The 18,819-nt window shown below is 49.3% G+C and carries 19 protein-coding genes and 1 riboswitch; of the genes, 15 read left to right on the top strand and 4 right to left on the bottom strand.

The genetic code is table 11. The annotated features are described in order from the left end of the window. The first annotated feature begins 13 nt into the window (after positions 1-13). Complete coding sequence (locus ACTRXG_RS04790; RefSeq protein ID WP_474284197.1) at positions 14-439, top strand: universal stress protein; 426 nt, start codon at positions 14-16, stop codon at positions 437-439. A gap of 52 nt (positions 440-491) precedes the next feature. On the opposite strand, the gene ACTRXG_RS04795 is transcribed toward ACTRXG_RS04790, so the two are convergent. Beyond that, complete coding sequence (locus ACTRXG_RS04795; protein WP_474284198.1) at positions 492-1,382, bottom strand: Cof-type HAD-IIB family hydrolase; 891 nt, start codon at positions 1,380-1,382, stop codon at positions 492-494. A 129-nt stretch (positions 1,383-1,511) separates the two neighbouring features. Beyond that, positions 1,512-1,609: riboswitch (purine riboswitch) on the top strand. 61 nt (positions 1,610-1,670) lie between these two features. Between ACTRXG_RS04795 and ACTRXG_RS04800 the strand changes: the two genes are divergently transcribed. The 12 genes from ACTRXG_RS04800 (at position 1,671) to ACTRXG_RS04855 (ending at position 13,772) form a co-directional block, all read left to right on the top strand. Continuing rightward, a complete protein-coding gene (locus ACTRXG_RS04800) occupies positions 1,671-2,948 on the top strand; it encodes an NCS2 family permease (RefSeq protein ID WP_474284199.1) in 1,278 nt (425 codons plus the stop codon). A 188-nt stretch (positions 2,949-3,136) separates the two neighbouring features. Then, positions 3,137-3,700, top strand: coding sequence for an RNA polymerase sigma factor (locus tag ACTRXG_RS04805; protein WP_474261421.1), 564 nt, complete (start codon positions 3,137-3,139; stop codon positions 3,698-3,700). Then, positions 3,690-4,463: an anti-sigma factor gene (locus ACTRXG_RS04810; protein WP_474284200.1), complete on the top strand. Its 774-nt coding sequence runs from the start codon at positions 3,690-3,692 to the stop codon at positions 4,461-4,463. Before ACTRXG_RS04805 ends, ACTRXG_RS04810 begins: the two co-directional genes overlap by 11 nt. Before the next feature lie 175 nt (positions 4,464-4,638). Beyond that, on the top strand, positions 4,639-6,030 hold the full coding sequence (locus tag ACTRXG_RS04815; protein ID WP_474261419.1) for a copper amine oxidase: 1,392 nt from the start codon (positions 4,639-4,641) through the stop codon (positions 6,028-6,030). 138 nt (positions 6,031-6,168) lie between these two features. After that, entirely contained in the window at positions 6,169-7,395 is a 1,227-nt protein-coding gene (locus ACTRXG_RS04820; protein ID WP_474284201.1) for an ABC transporter substrate-binding protein, read from the top strand. Further along, on the top strand, positions 7,376-8,230 hold the full coding sequence (locus ACTRXG_RS04825) for an ABC transporter permease (RefSeq protein ID WP_474284202.1): 855 nt from the start codon (positions 7,376-7,378) through the stop codon (positions 8,228-8,230). Before ACTRXG_RS04820 ends, ACTRXG_RS04825 begins: the two co-directional genes overlap by 20 nt. A 1-nt stretch (position 8,231) precedes the next feature. Further along, complete coding sequence (locus ACTRXG_RS04830) at positions 8,232-9,014, top strand: ABC transporter permease (RefSeq protein WP_474284203.1); 783 nt, start codon at positions 8,232-8,234, stop codon at positions 9,012-9,014. A gap of 12 nt (positions 9,015-9,026) precedes the next feature. Beyond that, positions 9,027-9,947: an ABC transporter ATP-binding protein gene (locus ACTRXG_RS04835; protein ID WP_474284204.1), complete on the top strand. Its 921-nt coding sequence runs from the start codon at positions 9,027-9,029 to the stop codon at positions 9,945-9,947. A gap of 14 nt (positions 9,948-9,961) precedes the next feature. Next, a complete protein-coding gene (locus ACTRXG_RS04840; RefSeq protein WP_474284205.1) occupies positions 9,962-10,627 on the top strand; it encodes a TVP38/TMEM64 family protein in 666 nt (221 codons plus the stop codon). Then, positions 10,624-11,229: a CDP-alcohol phosphatidyltransferase family protein gene (locus tag ACTRXG_RS04845; protein ID WP_474284206.1), complete on the top strand. Its 606-nt coding sequence runs from the start codon at positions 10,624-10,626 to the stop codon at positions 11,227-11,229. Before ACTRXG_RS04840 ends, ACTRXG_RS04845 begins: the two co-directional genes overlap by 4 nt. After that, positions 11,216-12,649, top strand: a complete 1,434-nt coding sequence (locus tag ACTRXG_RS04850; protein WP_474284207.1) for a dihydrolipoyl dehydrogenase family protein — start codon at positions 11,216-11,218, stop codon at positions 12,647-12,649. Before ACTRXG_RS04845 ends, ACTRXG_RS04850 begins: the two co-directional genes overlap by 14 nt. A gap of 25 nt (positions 12,650-12,674) precedes the next feature. Then, positions 12,675-13,772, top strand: coding sequence for an NAD(P)/FAD-dependent oxidoreductase (locus ACTRXG_RS04855; RefSeq protein ID WP_474282172.1), 1,098 nt, complete (start codon positions 12,675-12,677; stop codon positions 13,770-13,772). Between the two features lie 342 nt (positions 13,773-14,114). On the opposite strand, the gene ACTRXG_RS04860 is transcribed toward ACTRXG_RS04855, so the two are convergent. Continuing rightward, positions 14,115-15,713: a peptide chain release factor 3 gene (locus ACTRXG_RS04860; RefSeq protein WP_474284208.1), complete on the bottom strand. Its 1,599-nt coding sequence runs from the start codon at positions 15,711-15,713 to the stop codon at positions 14,115-14,117. Positions 15,714-16,008: 295 nt separating this feature from the next. On the opposite strand from ACTRXG_RS04860, the gene ACTRXG_RS04865 reads away from it, so the two are divergent. Next, a complete protein-coding gene (locus ACTRXG_RS04865; protein WP_474284209.1) occupies positions 16,009-16,680 on the top strand; it encodes a CAP domain-containing protein in 672 nt (223 codons plus the stop codon). 98 nt (positions 16,681-16,778) lie between these two features. Here the strand turns inward: ACTRXG_RS04865 and ACTRXG_RS04870 are convergent, their stop codons facing one another. Next, the gene (locus ACTRXG_RS04870) at positions 16,779-17,087 is read right to left on the bottom strand and encodes a winged helix-turn-helix transcriptional regulator (protein ID WP_474261408.1); all 309 of its coding nucleotides are present in this window, start codon (positions 17,085-17,087) and stop codon (positions 16,779-16,781) included. A 158-nt stretch (positions 17,088-17,245) separates the two neighbouring features. Between ACTRXG_RS04870 and wrbA the strand changes: the two genes are divergently transcribed. Beyond that, positions 17,246-17,863, top strand: a complete 618-nt coding sequence (gene wrbA / locus ACTRXG_RS04875) for an NAD(P)H:quinone oxidoreductase (RefSeq protein ID WP_474261407.1) — start codon at positions 17,246-17,248, stop codon at positions 17,861-17,863. A gap of 36 nt (positions 17,864-17,899) precedes the next feature. Here wrbA and ACTRXG_RS04880 read toward each other — a convergent pair. Continuing rightward, a partial coding sequence (locus tag ACTRXG_RS04880) for a transposase (RefSeq protein ID WP_474284211.1) occupies positions 17,900-18,819 on the bottom strand: 920 nt, incomplete at its 5' end.

Genomic DNA, 18,819 nt, shown 5'->3' on the forward strand with positions numbered 1-18,819 from the left:
AATAGAGAGGGGAATGTCTGTGTACCAAAAAGTGTTACTCGCTGCAGATGGATCCGACCATGCCCGTCGTGCTTCAGGGCATGCGGTAAAGCTATTAAAAAATGTGCCGGACGGGCATTTGGACGTCATTTATATTATTGATAAAGATCAATCCAAATCGGACGTGCTGCATTACGGAAACAAAGAAATTATTCAGATGAAGCGCCGGGAGCAGCTTGAAGATCTCGAAAGCGACCTGAAAGAAGCGGGTATTTCTTATGAGGTCCATATCGAGCACGGAGAACCGGGGCCGACTATCGTCTCTTTCGCGAACAGTGGGTCATATGACTGCCTCGTAATCGGCAGCCGGGGGCTGAATCAAGTGCAGACGATGGTGCTTGGCAGCGTCAGCCACAAAGTGGTAAAACGCGTACAATGTCCGGTGCTTGTCGTAAAATAAAACCGCCTGCTGTGGCAAAAGCCGCAGCAGACGGTTTTTTTATTGAATGTTTTTAGCGCGGCTCTGCTTTTCGTTTCGTGGAAGAGAGCACGTAGTCATATACAGCCTGAGCGACTCCGTGATCATCATTATGACTCGTCTCTTCATCGGCAAGCAGTTTTACCTCCTGTTCGGAATTTTCCATAGCGATGGCAGTATCAGCGTAGCGGAACATGGATACGTCGTTAAAGTTGTCACCGATCGCAAACGTAACTGCCTCCTCCCACCCTGCCTGAATGCGCAGGTGATGGAGACCGGCTCCTTTTTCGGTATTTGGGTGCATAAATTCCAGATTGTCCCGGCCTGAGGACGTAATGGAAACGTCCTGGCGGATTTTCCACGCGCTTCGGACAGCAGCAAGCTTATCCTCGAGCGGGGAAAGCATCAAAAATTTGTAAATATGCACGTCTTCGCCCTCAATCTCTTCGAGGGAGCGGAGCTGGTGCATATGAAAGCGCCCCGTATTGTATTCCTCCTTGCGCTTGAATTCTGCCATACGATCCTCATAATCGTTCTCTTCTTTTGCGAACTCATGGGCGTCCTCCATAAAATACTGCCAGCCCTTCGGCATATAAAACATGCCTTTGTTCGTGTAAACATGAAAATAAACGCCAAAGTCTTCAAGCGACTGTACAACGCGGAGCGCTGTGTCCTTTTCGATTACGTTTTCATCCACTACGGAGCGCCCCTGGTTTACGATGGCTCCGTTCAGCGAAACGATGCCATCAGCTTCAAGGCCGGCATCCTCGAGCAGATGCTCCACGTCTTCAATGCCCCTGCCGGTTGCAATGACGAGCTTATGTCCTTCCACCCGCATCCGTTTTAATGCTTTGGCATTCTGTTCAGATATATATTTTTTTGAATGGAGAAGAGTGCCGTCCATATCAATTGCTACTACGTTCATTCCCGTCACCTCTTATGTAACGCCCGTGGCGTCCGAATTATACATTCAGAATAACACGAAATGACAAATGGAAGTTAATAATAGTTGACGAAATAGCCGGAAGAAGCTATACTCCATAATTGGAAGAAAAACTGACAAACAAAAATGACTCGTATAATCGGACGAACTGGGTTCGATGTTTCTACCGGGAGCCGATTTTCCCGACTACGTGTCTCTGCGTGATCCTTCACGCGGGGGCACTTTTTTATGGTTAAAAATCATATACGGGAAGATAAAGGAGAATGAATCATGCTAAAAAAATTGTTTCAGCTGGAGGACCATCAGACGACGGTAAAAAAAGAATGGACGGCAGGCTTAACGTCCTTCTTTACCATTGCTTATATATTAATCGTTAATCCGGCTATTTTGTCTGATACAGGAATGCCGTACGAATTTGCCCTTCTGGCGACAGCACTCGTCACAGCCCTTGGTTGTCTGCTCATCGGGCTGTGGGGTAATGCCCCGATCATTTTGACCCCGGGCATGGGCGTGAACGCCTTTTTCGCGTATACGCTTGTGATTGGAATGGGCTGGACATGGCAGCAGGGACTTGCGATTGTCCTTCTTTCAGGCGTGCTGTTTTTAATAACGGCGTTGACGCCGCTTGCAGGAAAGCTGGCACAAGCGGTGCCGCTGTCGCTCAAGCAGGGCATTACAGTCGGTATCGGGGTATTTTTAACCTTTATCGGCCTGCAGAAGGGCGGGCTCGTGCAGAGAGATGCGGAAACTTTTGTGGCTCTTGGCAATCTGACAGAGCCGGCTGCGATGCTGACGCTTTTTGGCCTTGTCATTATGCTGATGCTTGTCGTCCGCAAAGTGAAGGGTGCTTTTTTGATTGGCATTGCTGTTATTTCTATTGCCGCAGGACTGTTTGGAATCAGCAGCGGCAGCGCAGGAGAAGCGGCGGAAACCACCGGCGCCTATGCCTCGGTATTTACTGCAGCTGACTTTTCCGCATGGTCGTCTATTCCGTTTTGGACGGCAGTCTTTTCCCTGACTATGATTATCGTGTTTGAAAGTATGGGACTGTTACACGGCCTGCTGGAGCGTAAAGAAAAATTTGGCCGTTCCTATCAGGCGGCAGCGGTCACGGCGTTTGGCAGCGGCTTTCTCGGTACGTCGCCGACAATTCCAGCTGCAGAAAGTGCTGCTGGAGTGGCAGAAGGAGGAAAAACAGGGCTGACGGCGGTTGTAACCGGCCTGCTGTTTTTGGTGGCGCTCCTGTTCACCCCGCTCTTAGGATTTATTCCTGAAAGTGCGATTGCTCCTGTTTTGATTATTGTTGGCGGGATGATGGTGCAGGAAATCCGCCATATTTCCTTTGATGATGCCTCCGAATGGTTCCCGGCCTATCTGGTTATCGGGATTATTCCGCTCACGTACTCCATTGCCGACGGCATTGCCTTTGGCTTTATAGCCTATCCGCTGCTGAAGATGGCACTTGGAAGCCCGCGGGCCGTTTCGCCGGTAATGTACGCAATTTCGTTTCTCTTTTTCCTTCATTATGTATTTACCTACATGGTGTAACCCCCGCCTTTCGGGCGGGATTTTTTTATTGGCAGAATTGATTTAAACGCTTACGATAGATAAAGGAGATGTATACACCATAGAATTACACAAATTTTTTCGAGGAAAAGAGATCCAACACTGGGGTACGTTGCGTAAGCTGAGTACATACCTCTTTTCCCACGCATTTTGAAAAAAGGAGAAGACCTATGTCGAAGTTATCGGATAACGATTTGTATGAGCGCATACGCGAGCGCGACAGAGAAGCGCTCGAGCTTCTGTATGATCGTTACGAACGGCTGCTTTATTCATTCGCCTACCGAATGACCAGGGATCAGCAAATAGCCGAAGAGATCATGCAGGATGTTTTTATGAAAATATGGCAGGGGAAGGGAAGCGCCGTCTACCAGAAAGATAAAGGGTCGCTTTCTTCCTGGCTGCTTACGATTACACGCAATGCCTCGATTGATGCCATCCGGAGAAGAAAGCCGGAAGTGGAATGGGATCCGAGGGATTCAAAAGAGGAAACGACAGGGGTGGAAGAGCAGGTGGAGCTGAAGGAAAGCAACGAAGAGCTCGAACAGGCAATCGCGCTTCTTTCAGAGGAACAACAAAAAATTGTCCGCCTGTTTTATTTTCAGGGGCTGTCCCAGCGTAAGATTGCAGAGTCCTGCGATATACCGCTCGGTACTGTTAAGGGCCGCATCAGGCTAGCCCTAAAGAAATTAAAAGAACACCTCTCCAGGGAACGGAGGGTTGATTATGGCGAGTAATAAACAAGACTGGTTGTTTGATTATATAAATGGTCTTTTGACCACAGAAGAAGAGCGGGAGTTTGAAGCCTGGCTCGAAACGAACGAGGAGACGAGACAGGAGCTTGAGGAAATGCAGGCGATTATGGGAGAGCTTCCCCAGCATATCGAACCGCAGGACCCGCCGGCCGGTATGAAAAACCGGGTTATGGAGCATGTCGTCGGAAGAGAGCCGGAAGAGAAAATCACGGCGGCAAAACCAAAAAGAAAATGGAGCGCTGTAGCAGGCGCCCTGGCCGCTGTACTGCTTGCTTCCATAGGCACGAACGTTTACCTTGGCACGCAGTGGCAGCAGGCAGCTGAAGAACGCGAAGAACTCGCCGGAGACCTTGGAGAAATGCAAACGGCTCTTTCCGAGCTTGAAGATTCTTCGCAGGAAACGGGCGAAGTGATTGCGTCCCAGGAGTTTGCCGCTACAGAAAACTCCCAGGGAAGCGGAACGGTCACGCTTCTTAATACAGAGCAGCAGGGAGAAATGGCTGTACACGTAGAAGGACTCGAAAATCTTAATAATAGTGAAGTCTATCAGGTATGGATGGTTGGTGACGGTAACCAGATGGTTCCGGCCGGATCATTTACAACCAATGAAGACGGAAGTGGTTCGCTTGTCTTCCCATCGGATGCAGTGAACGAAGATTGGAACGCCGTAGCGATTACGAGAGAACCAGAGCCGGATAATGAAGCACCTGAAGGTGAAGTAGTGCTCGAAGCTCCGTTTTCCTAAAGCTGCGAAAAGACCGGAAAAAATTTCCGGTCTTTTTTTTATATGGAATTGCTTTCATACCGGGGGACATGGGAGATTATATCAAATGAAAATTCACAAAAAATTCACAAAATATGATCCAACTGTATATTTGTTTCGTTAACTGACTGAAACCAAATATAAGGGGGATTCATTCATGTACATCAACTGGAAACGTACCGTCATAGCCCTGCCGTTATCTGCCGCCGTTATTATCCCGGCAGCACCGGGAGTCGCTTCAGCCGACAGTCATGACAGCCACGACGATATGGAAATGTCAGAGGAAATGATGGCTTCTGTAGCCACGCCGGCCGGGGACCTCCGGGCCCAGCTGGACCACTATCTTTCAGAGCACGCCTATCTGGCAGTAACGACGATGCAGAAGGGGGCGGACGGAGCAGATGATTTTGAAGAATCCGCCGCGGCATTAGAAGCAAATACACAGGATCTCACAAGCACTATCACATCCGTTTACGGAGAAGAAGCAGGTGCACAGTTTGAAGAAATGTGGAGCGAACACATCGGCTACTTTGTTGATTACGTGGAAGCGACAGGTGCAGAAGACGAGGAAGCAAAGCAGGAAGCGCTCGACAACCTCGGAAACTATCAGACAGAGTTTTCAGAGTTTCTTGACAGTGCTACTGAAGGCGGACTTGAAGCCGATGCAGCTGCAGAAGGTCTCGGCATGCACGTGGATCAGCTGATCGGCGCTTTTGACAGCTACGTTGCAGGCGATTACGACCAGGCCTACAGCATGTCAAGCGATGCCATTGAGCACATGTACGGAGTCAGCGAAGGCTTATCAGGTGCTATTGCCGCCCAGTTCCCGGAAGAGTATGACAACACCACCCCGGACACCCCGGCGGTTGATCTTCGTTCGGACCTGAACTTCCTGCTTTCAGAACACGCAGCACTCGCTGTAACGACGATGCAGAAGGGTGGAGCCGGAGCAGAGGATTTTGGAGCAGCGGCAGGAATTCTGAATCAGAATACACAGGAGCTCTCTGATACAATTGCTTCCGTGTACGGGGAAGAAGCAGGAGAACAGTTTGAAGAAATGTGGAGCGAGCACATCGGCTACTTTGTTGATTACGTGGAAGCGACAGGTGCAGAAGACGAGGAAGCAAAGCAGGAAGCGCTCGACAACCTCGGAAACTATCAGACAGAGTTCTCTGAATTCCTGGCAGGGGCTACCGAAGGTGAACTGGAAGCAGAAGGACTTTCTGAAGGTCTCGGCATGCACGTGGATCAGCTGATCGGAGCTTTTGACAGCTATACAATGGGAGAGTACGACAGTGCCTATGAAGATACACGCGAAGCTTACGGCCATATGTTCGGCGTGAGTGAAGGTCTTTCCGGCGCCATTGTAGCTCAGTATCCGGAGAATTTTGAAGAAAGCTCTTCTGACGAAGCAATGCCGGAAGAAATGCCTCAGACCGGCCTTGGCGGCTCAGAGCAGAATGTGAGCCCGTGGGGAATTGCTGCCGGCAGCATGGCGCTCATTCTTGCAGGGATTGCTGTAACGAAACGTCGCCGCGAAGAAGCGTAGTATTTATTTTTAAAAAGGCTGTCCTGCAGAGGGCAGTCTTTTTGTGTGCAGGCGATAAACATGGTATGTATGAGATACTGATAAAAGGGAAAAGAAAAAGCATGGAATAAGCACAAATGAAGGGAGAAATTGAAGCAGATGAATTGGAAAATAATCGCAGCCACGGGAACGATGCTTATCGTTGCAGGATGCTCCGGAGATTCAGAGGAAGGTGGGACGTCCTGGGAGGAAGAGGATTGGGAGGATATTGAGGAAGAAGCCGCTGGAACGACCGTGGAATTACATATGTGGGGCGGGGACCAGGGAACCAACGAATACATAGATGAATGGGTGGCCCCGCGTCTGGAGGAGCAGTATGACATTACGCTGAACCGGAATCCAATTGAAACCGAAGATGCGCTGCAAAATCTTTATTCTGAAAAAGAAGCGGGCACAGAAGAAGGGACGATGGATATCGTCTGGCTGAACGGGGAGAATTTCCGCAACGCAAAGGAAAACGAGCTTTTATACGGTTCCTTTGCAGACGCTCTCCCTAACGTTGAAAATCATATTGATATGGAGGCCGATACAAACGCGTATGATTTCGGTACGCCGGTTGAAGGGATGGAAGTGCCGTGGGGGTCGGTACAGTTTACCTTTATGTATGATACGGAAAAGGTTGAGACGCCTCCGAACAGTATTGAAGAGCTGGCTGCATGGGTGAAGGAGAATCCGGGAGAGTTTACGTATCCGGAAGCGACCGATTTTACTGGTAACGCGTTTCTGCGTCATTTTATTTATAACAATGTCGAAGCCGAACAGGTTATTGAACAGGGCTATGATGAAGAATGGATCGATGAGCAAAGCGGTAGTATGTGGGAGACCCTGCGGGAAATGGAGCCGGATTTATGGAGAAACGGAGAGACATATCCATCGTCGCTCAGCCAGTTGGACCGGCTGTACCGGGACGGCGAAGTGTCTATGACCATGGGCTACAATGAAGCTCGGGCGGAAAGCCTGATCCAGGACGGCACGTTTCCGGAAACAACAGACACGTTTGTATTTGATAACAATTCGATAGGGAACACCCATTATCTGTCTATACCTTTTAACAGCACTAATGTACCGGGAGCGATGGCTGCGATTAATTACCTGGTGTCTCCGGAAGCCCAGCTGCAGAAACAGGCGCCGTCAATGTGGGGGGACAGCACTGTTCTTGATCTGGATACGCTCTCGGGGGAGATGCGCCAGAAGTTTATTGAACAGGACCGCGGGGATTCCGTGCTGGATACGGAAGTGCTGAACAACGCCTATCAGCCGGAAATGGATGCGGGCTATGTAGAGTGGACCGAAGACCGGTGGGAAAATGAAATTGTTCAAAGGTAAAAGCATGATAGTTATGCTTTTGCCGGCTCTTCTCGTTACGGCAGGGCTTTCATTTTACGCGGTCGCAGTACTGTGTACGCGGCTGGGCGCAGAAGGACGTCCGTTAGTCATCCTTAATGAGATAGCTTCGCTGCCTGCTTTTTGGGAAAGCCTCAGCTTCAGTTTCGGAGTGACGGCCGTTTCCACCGTGCTTTCTTTAGGGATTGGAGTGACCGCATCTAAATTATTGTTTGGTAAAAAGCGGAGTGCCGGAGCTGGTTCGCTGTTCTGGGTCCCAATGGCTGTCCCCCATTTTGTGGGGGCTTATCTTGTCATCTGGTTTTTTTCGCAAAGCGGATGGGCAGCCTCTCTGACGCAGCAGATGGGCTGGATCGACAATAGAACAGAGTTCCCTATCCTGACAAATGATACTGGCGGCATCGGTATTATTTTATCCTACGTATGGAAAGAGGTGCCTTTCGTGGTGCTGATGACAGCACCGGTATACCTTGAGATGAACAATTCGGTAAAACATGCAGTGGCGACGCTTGGCGGTGGGCCGTTCCGTCAATTTAAAGACGCGGAATGGCCTTATTTAAAAGCAGTAACCCTGGAAACAGGAGTAATCCTGTTTGCGTTTGTTTTCGGTGCCTTTGAAGTGCCGGGGCTGGTAGGGGCAACCCGCCCGGAAATGATTGGTGTTACTATTTTTGAATGGTACAGCGGCGGAAACTGGGAGGAGCGCCCCTATGCCTACGCGGTATCGGCCTGGATCGGCGTGATATTCATTACTCTCAGCGCACTTCTGATGTGGTATACCCGCCGGCTGCGTATACGGATATGGAGGGGGGAGTAGCATGAAAAGAAAAGCAGCAGCAGCCGCTTTTGCACTTTGCTTTGCAGTCCCTTTGCTTGCGCTCATGGTGCAAAGCTTCGCTACGGAATGGCCGTTTGGGGAGGTTTGGCCGACGGCCTGGACGCTCGACGGCTGGGGAGTACCATTTGGCGACCCGCTGCTTGCCGAGGCCTGGGGACAGACGATTCTTATTGCCCTCTGCGTGGCGGCTCTGAACCTTGTGGTCGGCATTCCGGCAGCCAAAGCGCTTGTTGTCCGGGAATTCAGGGGGAAAGAACTGATAGATGCCATGCTTTTAGTCCCCGTGCTTCTTCCGATTACCGCCCTTGCTGTCGGTCTGCACATTTTTGCTCTGCAAAGTGGTACCGCAAATACATGGTACGGGGTCGCTTTTTTTCATCTGCTTCCGACACTTCCATACACGATTCGTATCATTCGTGCCGGCTACGAGCGGATAGGAAGAAGTCAGTATGAACAATCGCGAAGCCTCGGTGGCGGGGCAGCCGCCAGGTTTTTGCTGATTGAGCTGCCCCAGATGACTGCTTCTGTGCGTACAGCTGTCTTTTTCGCCGTCGTAATTTCTGTCAGTCAATTTGCCCTGACTGTTATTATAGGAGGAGGAGCGGTTACGACCATGGCGGTATTGTATTATCCGTATACAAACAGTGCGCCGCCGTCAGCAGTCAGTGCCTTTTCATTAATGACAGCCGCCCTTCCAGCGGCGGCTGCGCTTGCTGCTGACGGAGTACTCAGAATAAGTACGAAAATTTTAAAATCGTGGTAGGGGTAGGGAAATATGTCATATGTGTCAGTTCAGAACGGAAGCAAGGTCTATCAGGACAATCAGGTGCTCCGGAACATAAACCTCGAGCTTAAAGAGGGGGAAAACCGAAGCCTGGTCGGTAAATCCGGCACGGGAAAATCAACGCTTTTACGCTGTATTGCGGGTATTGATACGTTTTCAGGCGGTACGGTGATGATTGACGGGGCAAGTGTAAACGAAAGTCCCGCGGAGAAGCGTCCTGTCGTGTTAATGTTTCAGCAGCCGCTGCTTTTTCCGCATTTAACGATTCTGCAAAACGTTACGTACGGTTTGAAGATGAAACGAATACCTAGAAAAGAACGCACGAAAGCCGGCAGGCAGCTGCTCGAAAAAATGGAGATAGGGGAGCTCGGGGCACTGTATCCGTATCAATGCTCCGGAGGCCAGCAGCAGCGTGCAGCTCTTGCACGGGCGATAGCTGCAACACCGAAAGTATTACTGCTTGATGAGCCGTTTTCGAGTCTGGACGCCTCTTTACGTAAAACAATGCGTCACTGGGTGAAGGGAATACTGGAGCAGGAAAACATCACCTCAATGTTTGTTACGCATGACCGCGAGGAGGCATTCGATATGGGAGAGAGTGTCAGTGTGATGGCCGGCGGAGAAGTTATAGAAACAGGTAATAGAGACAAACTGATGAGTGCGCCGGAGCGACAAGAGACTGCTTCTCTGCTAGCAGATGGATGGTGGTTTCCGGAGAAAGGCTTTGTCCCGGCCGAAGCTTTGCGGGTCACAAAGGAGGCGGGAAAGGGTTATGTCGCAGCTGAAGCAGGGCCTGTAAAAAAACAGTATGGCCTGTGGATTCAGACATTTTATGGAGTTGGGGGAGTCCAGTCCGTTACCCTTGCTGTGAATGAACCGTTTCAAGGAAAAACATTTATAACCTGGATTTAAAAAGGGGGCAGCGGATGAGTATTAAAAGCATTATAAAATATGTGGTTTTTTTGACAGCTGTCGTGACCATTGCCTGGCTAAACGCCGAAGTATTCCGGTTCTCGCCGCAGGCGGTACGGGATGAAATTCTATTACTCGGCGCATGGGCTCCAGTTATTTACATAGCGGCCTGTATGCTCCGGCCGCTTATTTTATTTCCAGCTTCGATCATGTCGCTTGCCGGCGGTCTTGCCTTCGGTCCGGCTGCAGGCGTGATATACATTATGATTGGCGGGACCACCGGGGCCCTGCTAGCCTATGGACTCGGACGCCTTCTCGGGAAAGAATTGTTTCAGCCAAAAATTAAAGGGCGGATGGAAGTGTGGCGGAGGAAGCTCGAAGCGGAAGGCTTTCGGGGCACGCTTTTAATGAGGCTTCTGCCCGTCCTGAATTTTGACCTTGTCAGCTACGTATGCGGGCTGTCCCGGGTGCGCCTGTCCTCCTATACAGCAGCGACTGTTATTGGACTGCTGCCGGGGGCGGTCGGCTACAGCTTTTTGGGGTCGGGGCTGTTAACCGGGGAATGGAGATATATATTGAGCGCTGTCAGCGTTTTTGCCGCTCTTTTGATCGTGGTTGTCATTTTACGGAAAAAAGGGTATGAAAATAATATAAATAACATAAATGGGGAACTGCAATGATTGATACACACGCCCGGAAATGGGCAGACCCGGTTATAGACAAAACAGCCGATTGGTTTCTGAACCGGAGTTGGACCGCCAACCAGGTAACGGTTCTGGCATTTGGAATCGGCGTGCTTACAGGGCCGCTCATTTATTTTGACGCTGCATGGGCAGCCTTTATCTGTCTTTGGATATCAGGGTTTTTAGACACCGTAGACGGGGCAATGGCGAGAAAAACCAGGCCTTCTGCGTTTGGGACGGTGCTTGATATTACGTTTGATCGTCTTGTGGAAGCGAGCGTTCTGCTTGGACTTGCCTTCCGGTATCCGGATTTAATGTGGCTGCTTCTTCTGTTAAGTGTCTCCATATTGTTTTCGATCACCGTGTTTTTAACAGTGGGAAATATGTCGGAACGAAGCGGGGTCAAATCATTTTACTATCAGGCGGGGCTCGCTGAGCGGACCGAAGGATTTATTTTGTTTTCCCTAATGATGCTTTTTCCAGCTTTTTTATTGTATTCCATTGCTTTATTTTTATTTGTCGAAACATTTACCGGCCTGCAGAGGCTGCTGGAAGCAAAACGATTATTAAAGGAGCAGGATGAGAATGCCGCAGATTGATTACGATTTAATAGTACTTGGGGGCGGGTCCGGCGGACTGACCGTCGCGTCGGGGGCAGCGCAGTTTGGCATGAAGACCGCTTTGGTCGATGACCGGGAAAATCTTGGAGGCGAATGTCTGCATGCCGGCTGCATACCTTCGAAAGCATTTGTGACTGTCGGACGGGAAATCCAGAACGCACGAAGGGCAGCGGAAGAATTTGGTCTTCAGCTGGATGGAAATGCCAATTTTGAACAAGTGAAAAAAAGAGTGCGGGACGCTGTCGCTGAGGTGCAGGAGCTTGATGACGTAAGCGAGTTCGAAGCGCTCGGGATTGATGTGTACATGCGGCACGGGGAATTTATGGATTCCCATCATTTATATCTTGAAGATGGAAGTGTCATTGGAGGAAAAAGAATCGTCATTGCCACCGGCTCGAGTCCGAATGTGCCTCCAATTGAAAATCTGGAGCTTCTGCCTTACTACACGAATGAAACAATTTTCGAGGCTGAGAAGCTGCCGGAAAAGCTGGTGTGTGTCGGAAGCGGCCCGGTAGGCATGGAGCTTGCCCAAACGCTTGCACGAATCGGCTCTTCTGTGACGGCGGTAGATTCGGGGGATCGGATTTTCTCAAAAGAGGAAAAGGAAATTGCTGCACGGGCGCAGAAAGAATTAGAAAAGGAAATCCATTTTATTCCCAACAGCCGGGTGGTAAGACTCGAAGAAGAAAATGGGCGCGTTTATGCTGTCACAGAAGGAGCGGCCGAACAGAAAATTGAAGCGGAGGCGCTTTTGCTTGCGGCAGGACGTGTGCCGAACACAAATAACATAGGATTAGAAAAAGCAGGTGTGAGGGTAAAGAAAGATAGGAGCATCGACGTCTCGAATACAATGCAGACGTCTGTGCCGCATATCTACGCTGTTGGTGACGCAAGCGGAGGATATATGTTTACACATGCGGCCGGTATGGAAGGGCAGACTGTGGTTTCCAACGCTGTTTTCGGGCTGCGCCGGAAAATTAATTATAATGCGCTTCCCTGGGCGTATTATACTGAGCCGGAAATTTTTCATCTGGGCGTCACTGAGGAAGAAGCGAAACAGCTTGAAGGCGTAGATGCCCGTATTTACCGCATCGAAGGTAAACAGGTGGACCGTTTTCTGGCTGAAGGGGACCCGGTTCCTTTAGTAAAAATTATTACCGACCAAAAAGGAAACATTATTGGGGCTCATGCTGTCGGACGCCATGCGGCTGACTGGATGCAGCAGGTCACTGCAGCAAAAACGTGGAAGAAGAAGCTGCGGTCATTTTCAAGTGTCGTGTATCCGTATCCGGCTCACGGGGACATCGTGAAAAAAGCAGCGGATGAATACTGGCGGGAGGCTTTGTTTAACAGCCCCATCAACAAGGTACTTAAAAAGTATGTAGCATGGTTTCGGTAATTGAAGAGACAGAGGAGGAAATATAGTGACTAAACGAGTAATATTCGTCGGAGCAGGCCACACCAATCTTTCCGTAATAAAAGAATGGAAGAAAAAGAAAAAAAACGTAGAGTGGATTCTTATTTCCCCGGGACAGTACCAGTATTATTCAGGTATGTATTCAGGCTATATGGAAGGACGCTACGCCATCGAAGATATTCGTGTTCCGCTTCGGTCGTTCTGTAATGAAAACGGCGGCACGTTTGTTTCAGCCAAGGTTACTTCCATTGATCCAGAGCAGAATATTGTTCTCACCAATGCAGGTAAAGTTATGCATTTTGACTATTTATCCGTAGATATTGGCGCCCAGCCGAAAGGTCTTGAAATTCCACATGTGCAAAAGCATGCGGAAATTTTAAAAGCCAATGAAAACTTCTCTGAAGCAATAGAGAGTGTCCGCACAAGTCATCATCCGGTTGTTGTCGGTGGTGGTTATGCTGGAATCGAGATGGCATTTACCGCGCAGGCATGGAGAAGTAAAAACAAGTTCCTGTCTCCGGTGAAAATTATTTCCGGGAGTAAGCTGCTTCCGGAAGACACAGAGGAAACGCGTCAGAAGGTGTACGATCTTCTTGATAAAAGAGGGATTGAATACTTTGAAAATGAACAAGTGCACCGGGTGACAGACCGAACGGTGGAAACGGATTCGCTCTCCTTTCCGTATGAAGATCTACTGTGGATGACCGGCCCGAAAGCACCAGCCTGGTTTGAAGCCTCACGGCTGCCGGTCGATAGCGAAGGGTATCTGCTCGTAAACGAACACCTGCAGTCAGTAGCGTATCCGCAAATATTCGGAGTGGGCGACTGCGTTACCATCGCGGGACATGAAGACATTCCGAAAAACGGAATATCAGCTGTCAAAGAAGCTCCTGTGCTTCTTGAAAACATCAAGCGTTCCCTGAAAGGCAAAAAGTTGACCAAGTATTCGCCACAAAAAAATTATATGGCAATTTTAAATCTTGGAAGTAAGCAGGGGCTGATGATTTACGGTGACAAAACCCGTGCAGGCAAAGCACCGTTTAAAATCAAGCACCGGATCGACAAAAAATTCATCAAAGAACTACAGCCATCAAGAAAAGCGTAGTCCCGCATTTCAGGAGACTTATCCGGCTGGCCTGTTCCCTGGCTGGACTTGGCCAGAGCCAAGGAAGCCAGGGCGGCCAACGGAATAAGCGACTGCGGGACGAAGCTGGACAGGAAGAAAAGCGTAAGAAGCCGGGTAGTGGCGCGGGATCTGGAAGCTCTTTTGCCAAGTGGTTCTTTCACTTGGCAAAAAGAGCTGAAGAGACCTGCCGCCACTGGCTTCTGGAGCTGGACATCAAGAAAAGCGTAAAAATCCGGGTGAAGACATGAAATAAAAATTCTTTGTATAGCATAAAAAACGGACTGCCTGTTGATGAAAAGGCAGTCCGTTTTTGCTATCTTTTTACGTCGTCTGGCTGGAAACGAAATAAGAGTTTTCGTGGAAGGAAATATCAGGATATTTGTCTTTGGCCATGTTTAACTGGAACTCATTTTCAAATAGGGCAACTAGCCGGCCATTCCGGTCGAGAGCCAAATTCTTTTGTTTTTTGGTGAATGTGTTCATCGCCTCTGCTGGTCCGTCGACCCACCTGGCGACTGACAATGGAAGATTTTCCATTTTAATATGGGCGTTATATTCATTATTCAGCCGGTGCTCGAGTACTTCAAACTGAAGCACGCCGACAACGCCGACAATCTGCTGCTCCGGCACCCGCTGATACGTTTTAAACAGCTGGATGGCACCTTCTTCTGTTAACTGCTGCAGTCCTTTTTCAAATGATTTGTGCTTCATTGCATCTTTAACAGAAATGGCAGCAAAGTGTTCAGGAGAAAAGTGTGGCATTTCTTCAAAAGAAAATGTGCCTGATTCTGCAAGCGTGTCGCCGATTCGGAAGGTCCCCGGATCGTACAGGCCGATAATATCGCCGGCGTATGCCTCCTGGACAATACTGCGGTCCTTGGCAAGAAACTGCGTTGGCTGGTGAAGCTTCATGTTTTTGCCGATACGGACATGATTGACCTGCATACCCGGAGAATACTTGCCTGAAGTAATTCTCATAAAGGCGATCCGGTCCCGGTGTTTTGGATTCATGTTCGCCTGAATCTTGAAAATAAACCCGGAGAAATTGTCACTGAGCGGGGAAACAAATCCCTGATCGCTTTCCCTTCCGACAGGAGCCGGCGCCCATTCCATGAAATATTCCAGGAAATTCTGCACCCCAAAGTTCGAAACTGCGCTCCCGAAAAAGACGGGAGTGAGCTCGCCGCTTTTGATGCGTTCTTCATCATACGCATCCCCGGCTACATCGAGAAGTTCAATTTCCTCCTGAAAGGCAGACAGGAGCTGTGGATCGATACGTTCCTTGAGCTTAGGATCGTCGGTGCCGTTTACGTAAACGACTTCCGTCTGGGACGGGGAATCCGGGTTAAACCATTCTACTTTTTTGGCATGGCGGTCGTAGATGCCGTGAAAGTCCTGGCCCATACCAATCGGCCAATTGACCGGGTATGAACGGATACCTAAAATGTCTTCCATTTCTTCCATCAGCTCGAACGGGTCCCGCCCCTGGCGGTCCAGCTTATTAATAAATGTGAAGATAGGAATGCCTCTCATGCTGCAGACTTTGAAGAGCTTTTTGGTCTGTGCCTCGACCCCTTTGGCTGCGTCAATAAGCATGGTTGCCGAATCGGCTGCGGTCAGCGTACGGTACGTATCTTCACTGAAGTCTTCGTGGCCGGGAGTATCGAGAATATTGATGCGGTGCCCTTGATAATTAAACTCCATTACAGAGCTTGTGACAGAGATCCCGCGCTGCTTCTCAATTTCCATCCAGTCACTTGTAGCATGACGCTGGTTTTTCTTGCCTTTAACGCTTCCGGCTTCACGGATAGCGCCCCCAAAGTACAGAAGCTTTTCCGTTAAGGTCGTTTTCCCGGCGTCTGGGTGCGAAATAATGGCAAACGTCTTTCGGGATTCGATTTCGTTTTTCCATGTAGCCATTCGTTATATCCATCCTTCGTTTAAATTTGCTGATAATCTGCCCGCGTTCGTAAGCACTCTTCCTATCTTAATAGATAATCTTAGTTTTCGGCAACAACAAGGAGGGTAGAGTACCATAGTAATTATTTCGATAAGGAAAGTTTTAGATTTAATTAATGTAAAATATAGTACAATAGCCGCAAAAATTTGTAAAATTCCTTTGAAATGTTTATTTTCAAGAAATTAATGGTAAAATTTTAATATAACGTTATCATTTATATATTTAGCTATCTATCTTTTATAAGAGGTGAATGAGATGAGATTCAAAAGAACAGCAGTTGTCGGTGCTCTGTCAGCAACACTTATTTTCCCTTTAACTGCTTTGGGGCAGGATACATACACCGTAGAGTCAGGAGATACTTTATATACGATTGCTGAAGATCACGGTGTAAGCGTTGATGCACTTATGGAAGAAAACAGCAGCATTGAAAATCCTGATGTAATCAGCGTAGGCCAAAGCATTGCTATTCCAGGAAGTGAAAGTGACTCTTCTTCAGAAAGCAGTTCCGCTGAAACATCAGATGCAGTTTCTTCTCAGAGCGAGTCCGAATTTGAACAGGAAGTTGTTCGTCTGACGAATGAAGTTCGGGCAGAAAATGGACTTGCACCGGTGGAAGCGGACAGCTCCCTGCAAAGTGTAGCAGATGCGAAGTCCCAGGACATGATTGAGAATGATTATTTCGCCCATGAAAGTCCGACCTACGGCAGTCCTTTTGAAATGATGCAGGAATTCGGCGTGAGCTATGAGGGCGCTGGTGAAAACATTGCAGCCGGGCAGGATACGCCGCAGGACGTTGTTGATGCTTGGATGGATTCCCCGGGTCACCGTGATAACATCCTCAATCCGGACTTCACGCATATTGCGATCGGCTATGAAGAAGGCGGAGAATACGGTCAATATTGGACGCAGATGTTTTTGGAAAAATAAAGAATCAGGGAAAAGCGGCTGCTTGAAGGCAGGCGCTTTTTTGTATTTAAATCACGAAAAAAGCAGGCTTTTCCTGCATGAAAAGTACCTGCTTTTTATTAAACCCAAGCCTCAGCCCAGTCCTGGATGGCATTAATGACCGGTTCGAGATCCTTACCCTTACTCGTCAGCTGATACTGGACGCGCACAGGCTTTTCCGGAAATACGCTGCGTTCGACAATCCCTTTTTCTTCAAGCTCTTTTAGCCGTTCGGTAATCAGCCGGTCGCTCATATCCGGAATCTCTCTTTTTATATCTTTGAAGCGGAGTGGTCCTTGAAGAAGCACAAGGATTAAGAGGCCCGTCCATTTTTTGCCGAGCAGCTCCGCTGCAAATTCATATTTTGGGCAGATGGAAGTCTTCTGCATAATAGTTCACCTCTTTATGAACATAGTACCACAAAATCATTGTTTCGTAGAGGAGGGGCTGGGGTATAGCTTGAAGGGTGAGTTGACAATACAAATGTTTTCATGTACTTTTGAAAAGTAAGTAACTTTATAAATATAAGTAATAGGAGTGTTTTTCAATGAGTAAAGTATTGGTACCGTTTTACAGTTCTTATGGACATATACATGAAATGGCAAAGGCAGTAGCGAAAGGCGCAGAAGAAACAGGTGCAGAAGTAAGGGTCGTAAGAATTCCCGAATCGCAGATGGCTAAGGAAGGTATGTCTACGCAGGAAGCGTATGTAGAGGCGCAGAATAAACAGGCAGATATTCCTGAAGCTACAACAGACGATCTCGTATGGGCTGACGGCGTTGTTTGGGGTATCCCAACACGCTTTGGCAATATGCCGGCTCAGGTTAAGCAGTTTATGGACGCAGCTGGCGGCCTGTGGGCAAACGGTTCGCTTGAAGGCAAGGTAGCAGGAATCTTCACGAGCACAAACACAGCTCACGGCGGTCAGGAAACAACAATTATAACGTCGATCGTACCGCTGCTTCATTTTGGATTCATTTTTGTTGGTCTTCCATACGGGGAAAACCCGGAAATGACTGAACGTGACTTTGTCGGCGGAACGCCATACGGTGCCTCTACGCTTGCTGGTCCGGACGGTACCCGGATGCCAAGCGAGGGTGAATTGACAATGGGCGGCCGTTTAGGCGCCCGCGTTGCAAAAGTGGCAGAGAAATTGGGCAACTAATAGAAAGCAAAAAAAGCGTCCGCGTGTGCGGGCGCTTCAGATTGTAGACAAAGGCCTCCGAAAATGGATTTCGGAGGCCTTTGTTGTGCCATCGAAAGAAAAAAGAAGCCCTAACAGACAAGCGCCTATTTGTCGCCACCGCCAGGTGGCGAGTTTTTTGAGATTCATCGCTGCATAAACAAGCATCGCCTGCGCAGAGTTTCTTGCCCCTCCGGCGAGGAGCGTCCAACGCAAGCCATGCTTTTGTTTGAGATCCGCAAAAATCCGTTCGATGGTTTCTTTTCGTTCCGCATAGGTTCTCCGGTTCCACGGGGTGTGTCGAAGGTGTTCGGCTTCGTCCAGATCGTCCTGCCAGACGTGGCGGAGGATCACCTTCCGGTGATCCCGGCTTTGGGTGCAGGTCTCAAGCAGCGGACAGGACTGACAAATGGCGGGATCCGAGACATACTCCTGATAGCCGTCCCGAGTCGTGGTGCGGTAGCGCAGGGCCTGATGCTCGGGACAGAGATACGCATCCAGGTAGGCATCATACACAAAGTCCTGTTTACGCAAACGTCCCGGCGGGCCCTTGGGACGGGTATAAGGCATGACCGGGCGGATGCCCTCTTCACGAAGCAGGTGAGCAATCGCCGGGGTTTTATACCCGGCATCCACCGCGACGGCATACGGGCGGCCCATCCGGGCCGTCACCTGGGCCAACAGATCATGAAAGATCCGGCTGTCATGAACATTGCCCCCCGTCACGATCGCTCCGAGGACAAACCCATGCCGGTCACAGGCGGTGTGCCAGCTGTAGGCAAACATTTTCTCCCGTTCATCTTTGACGTAATAGCCGCTGTCAGGATCCGTCGTGCTTTGTTTGACCTCCCGTCCGCCCGGTTCGCGGCGGGCGGGAGGCAGGGGCTTTTTTCCGTGGACCTCGCGGTCCCGGTGAATTTCGGCGTCCAGTTGATCCT

It is taken from the genome of Marinococcus sp. LNSP9103-4 (assembly GCF_056034345.1).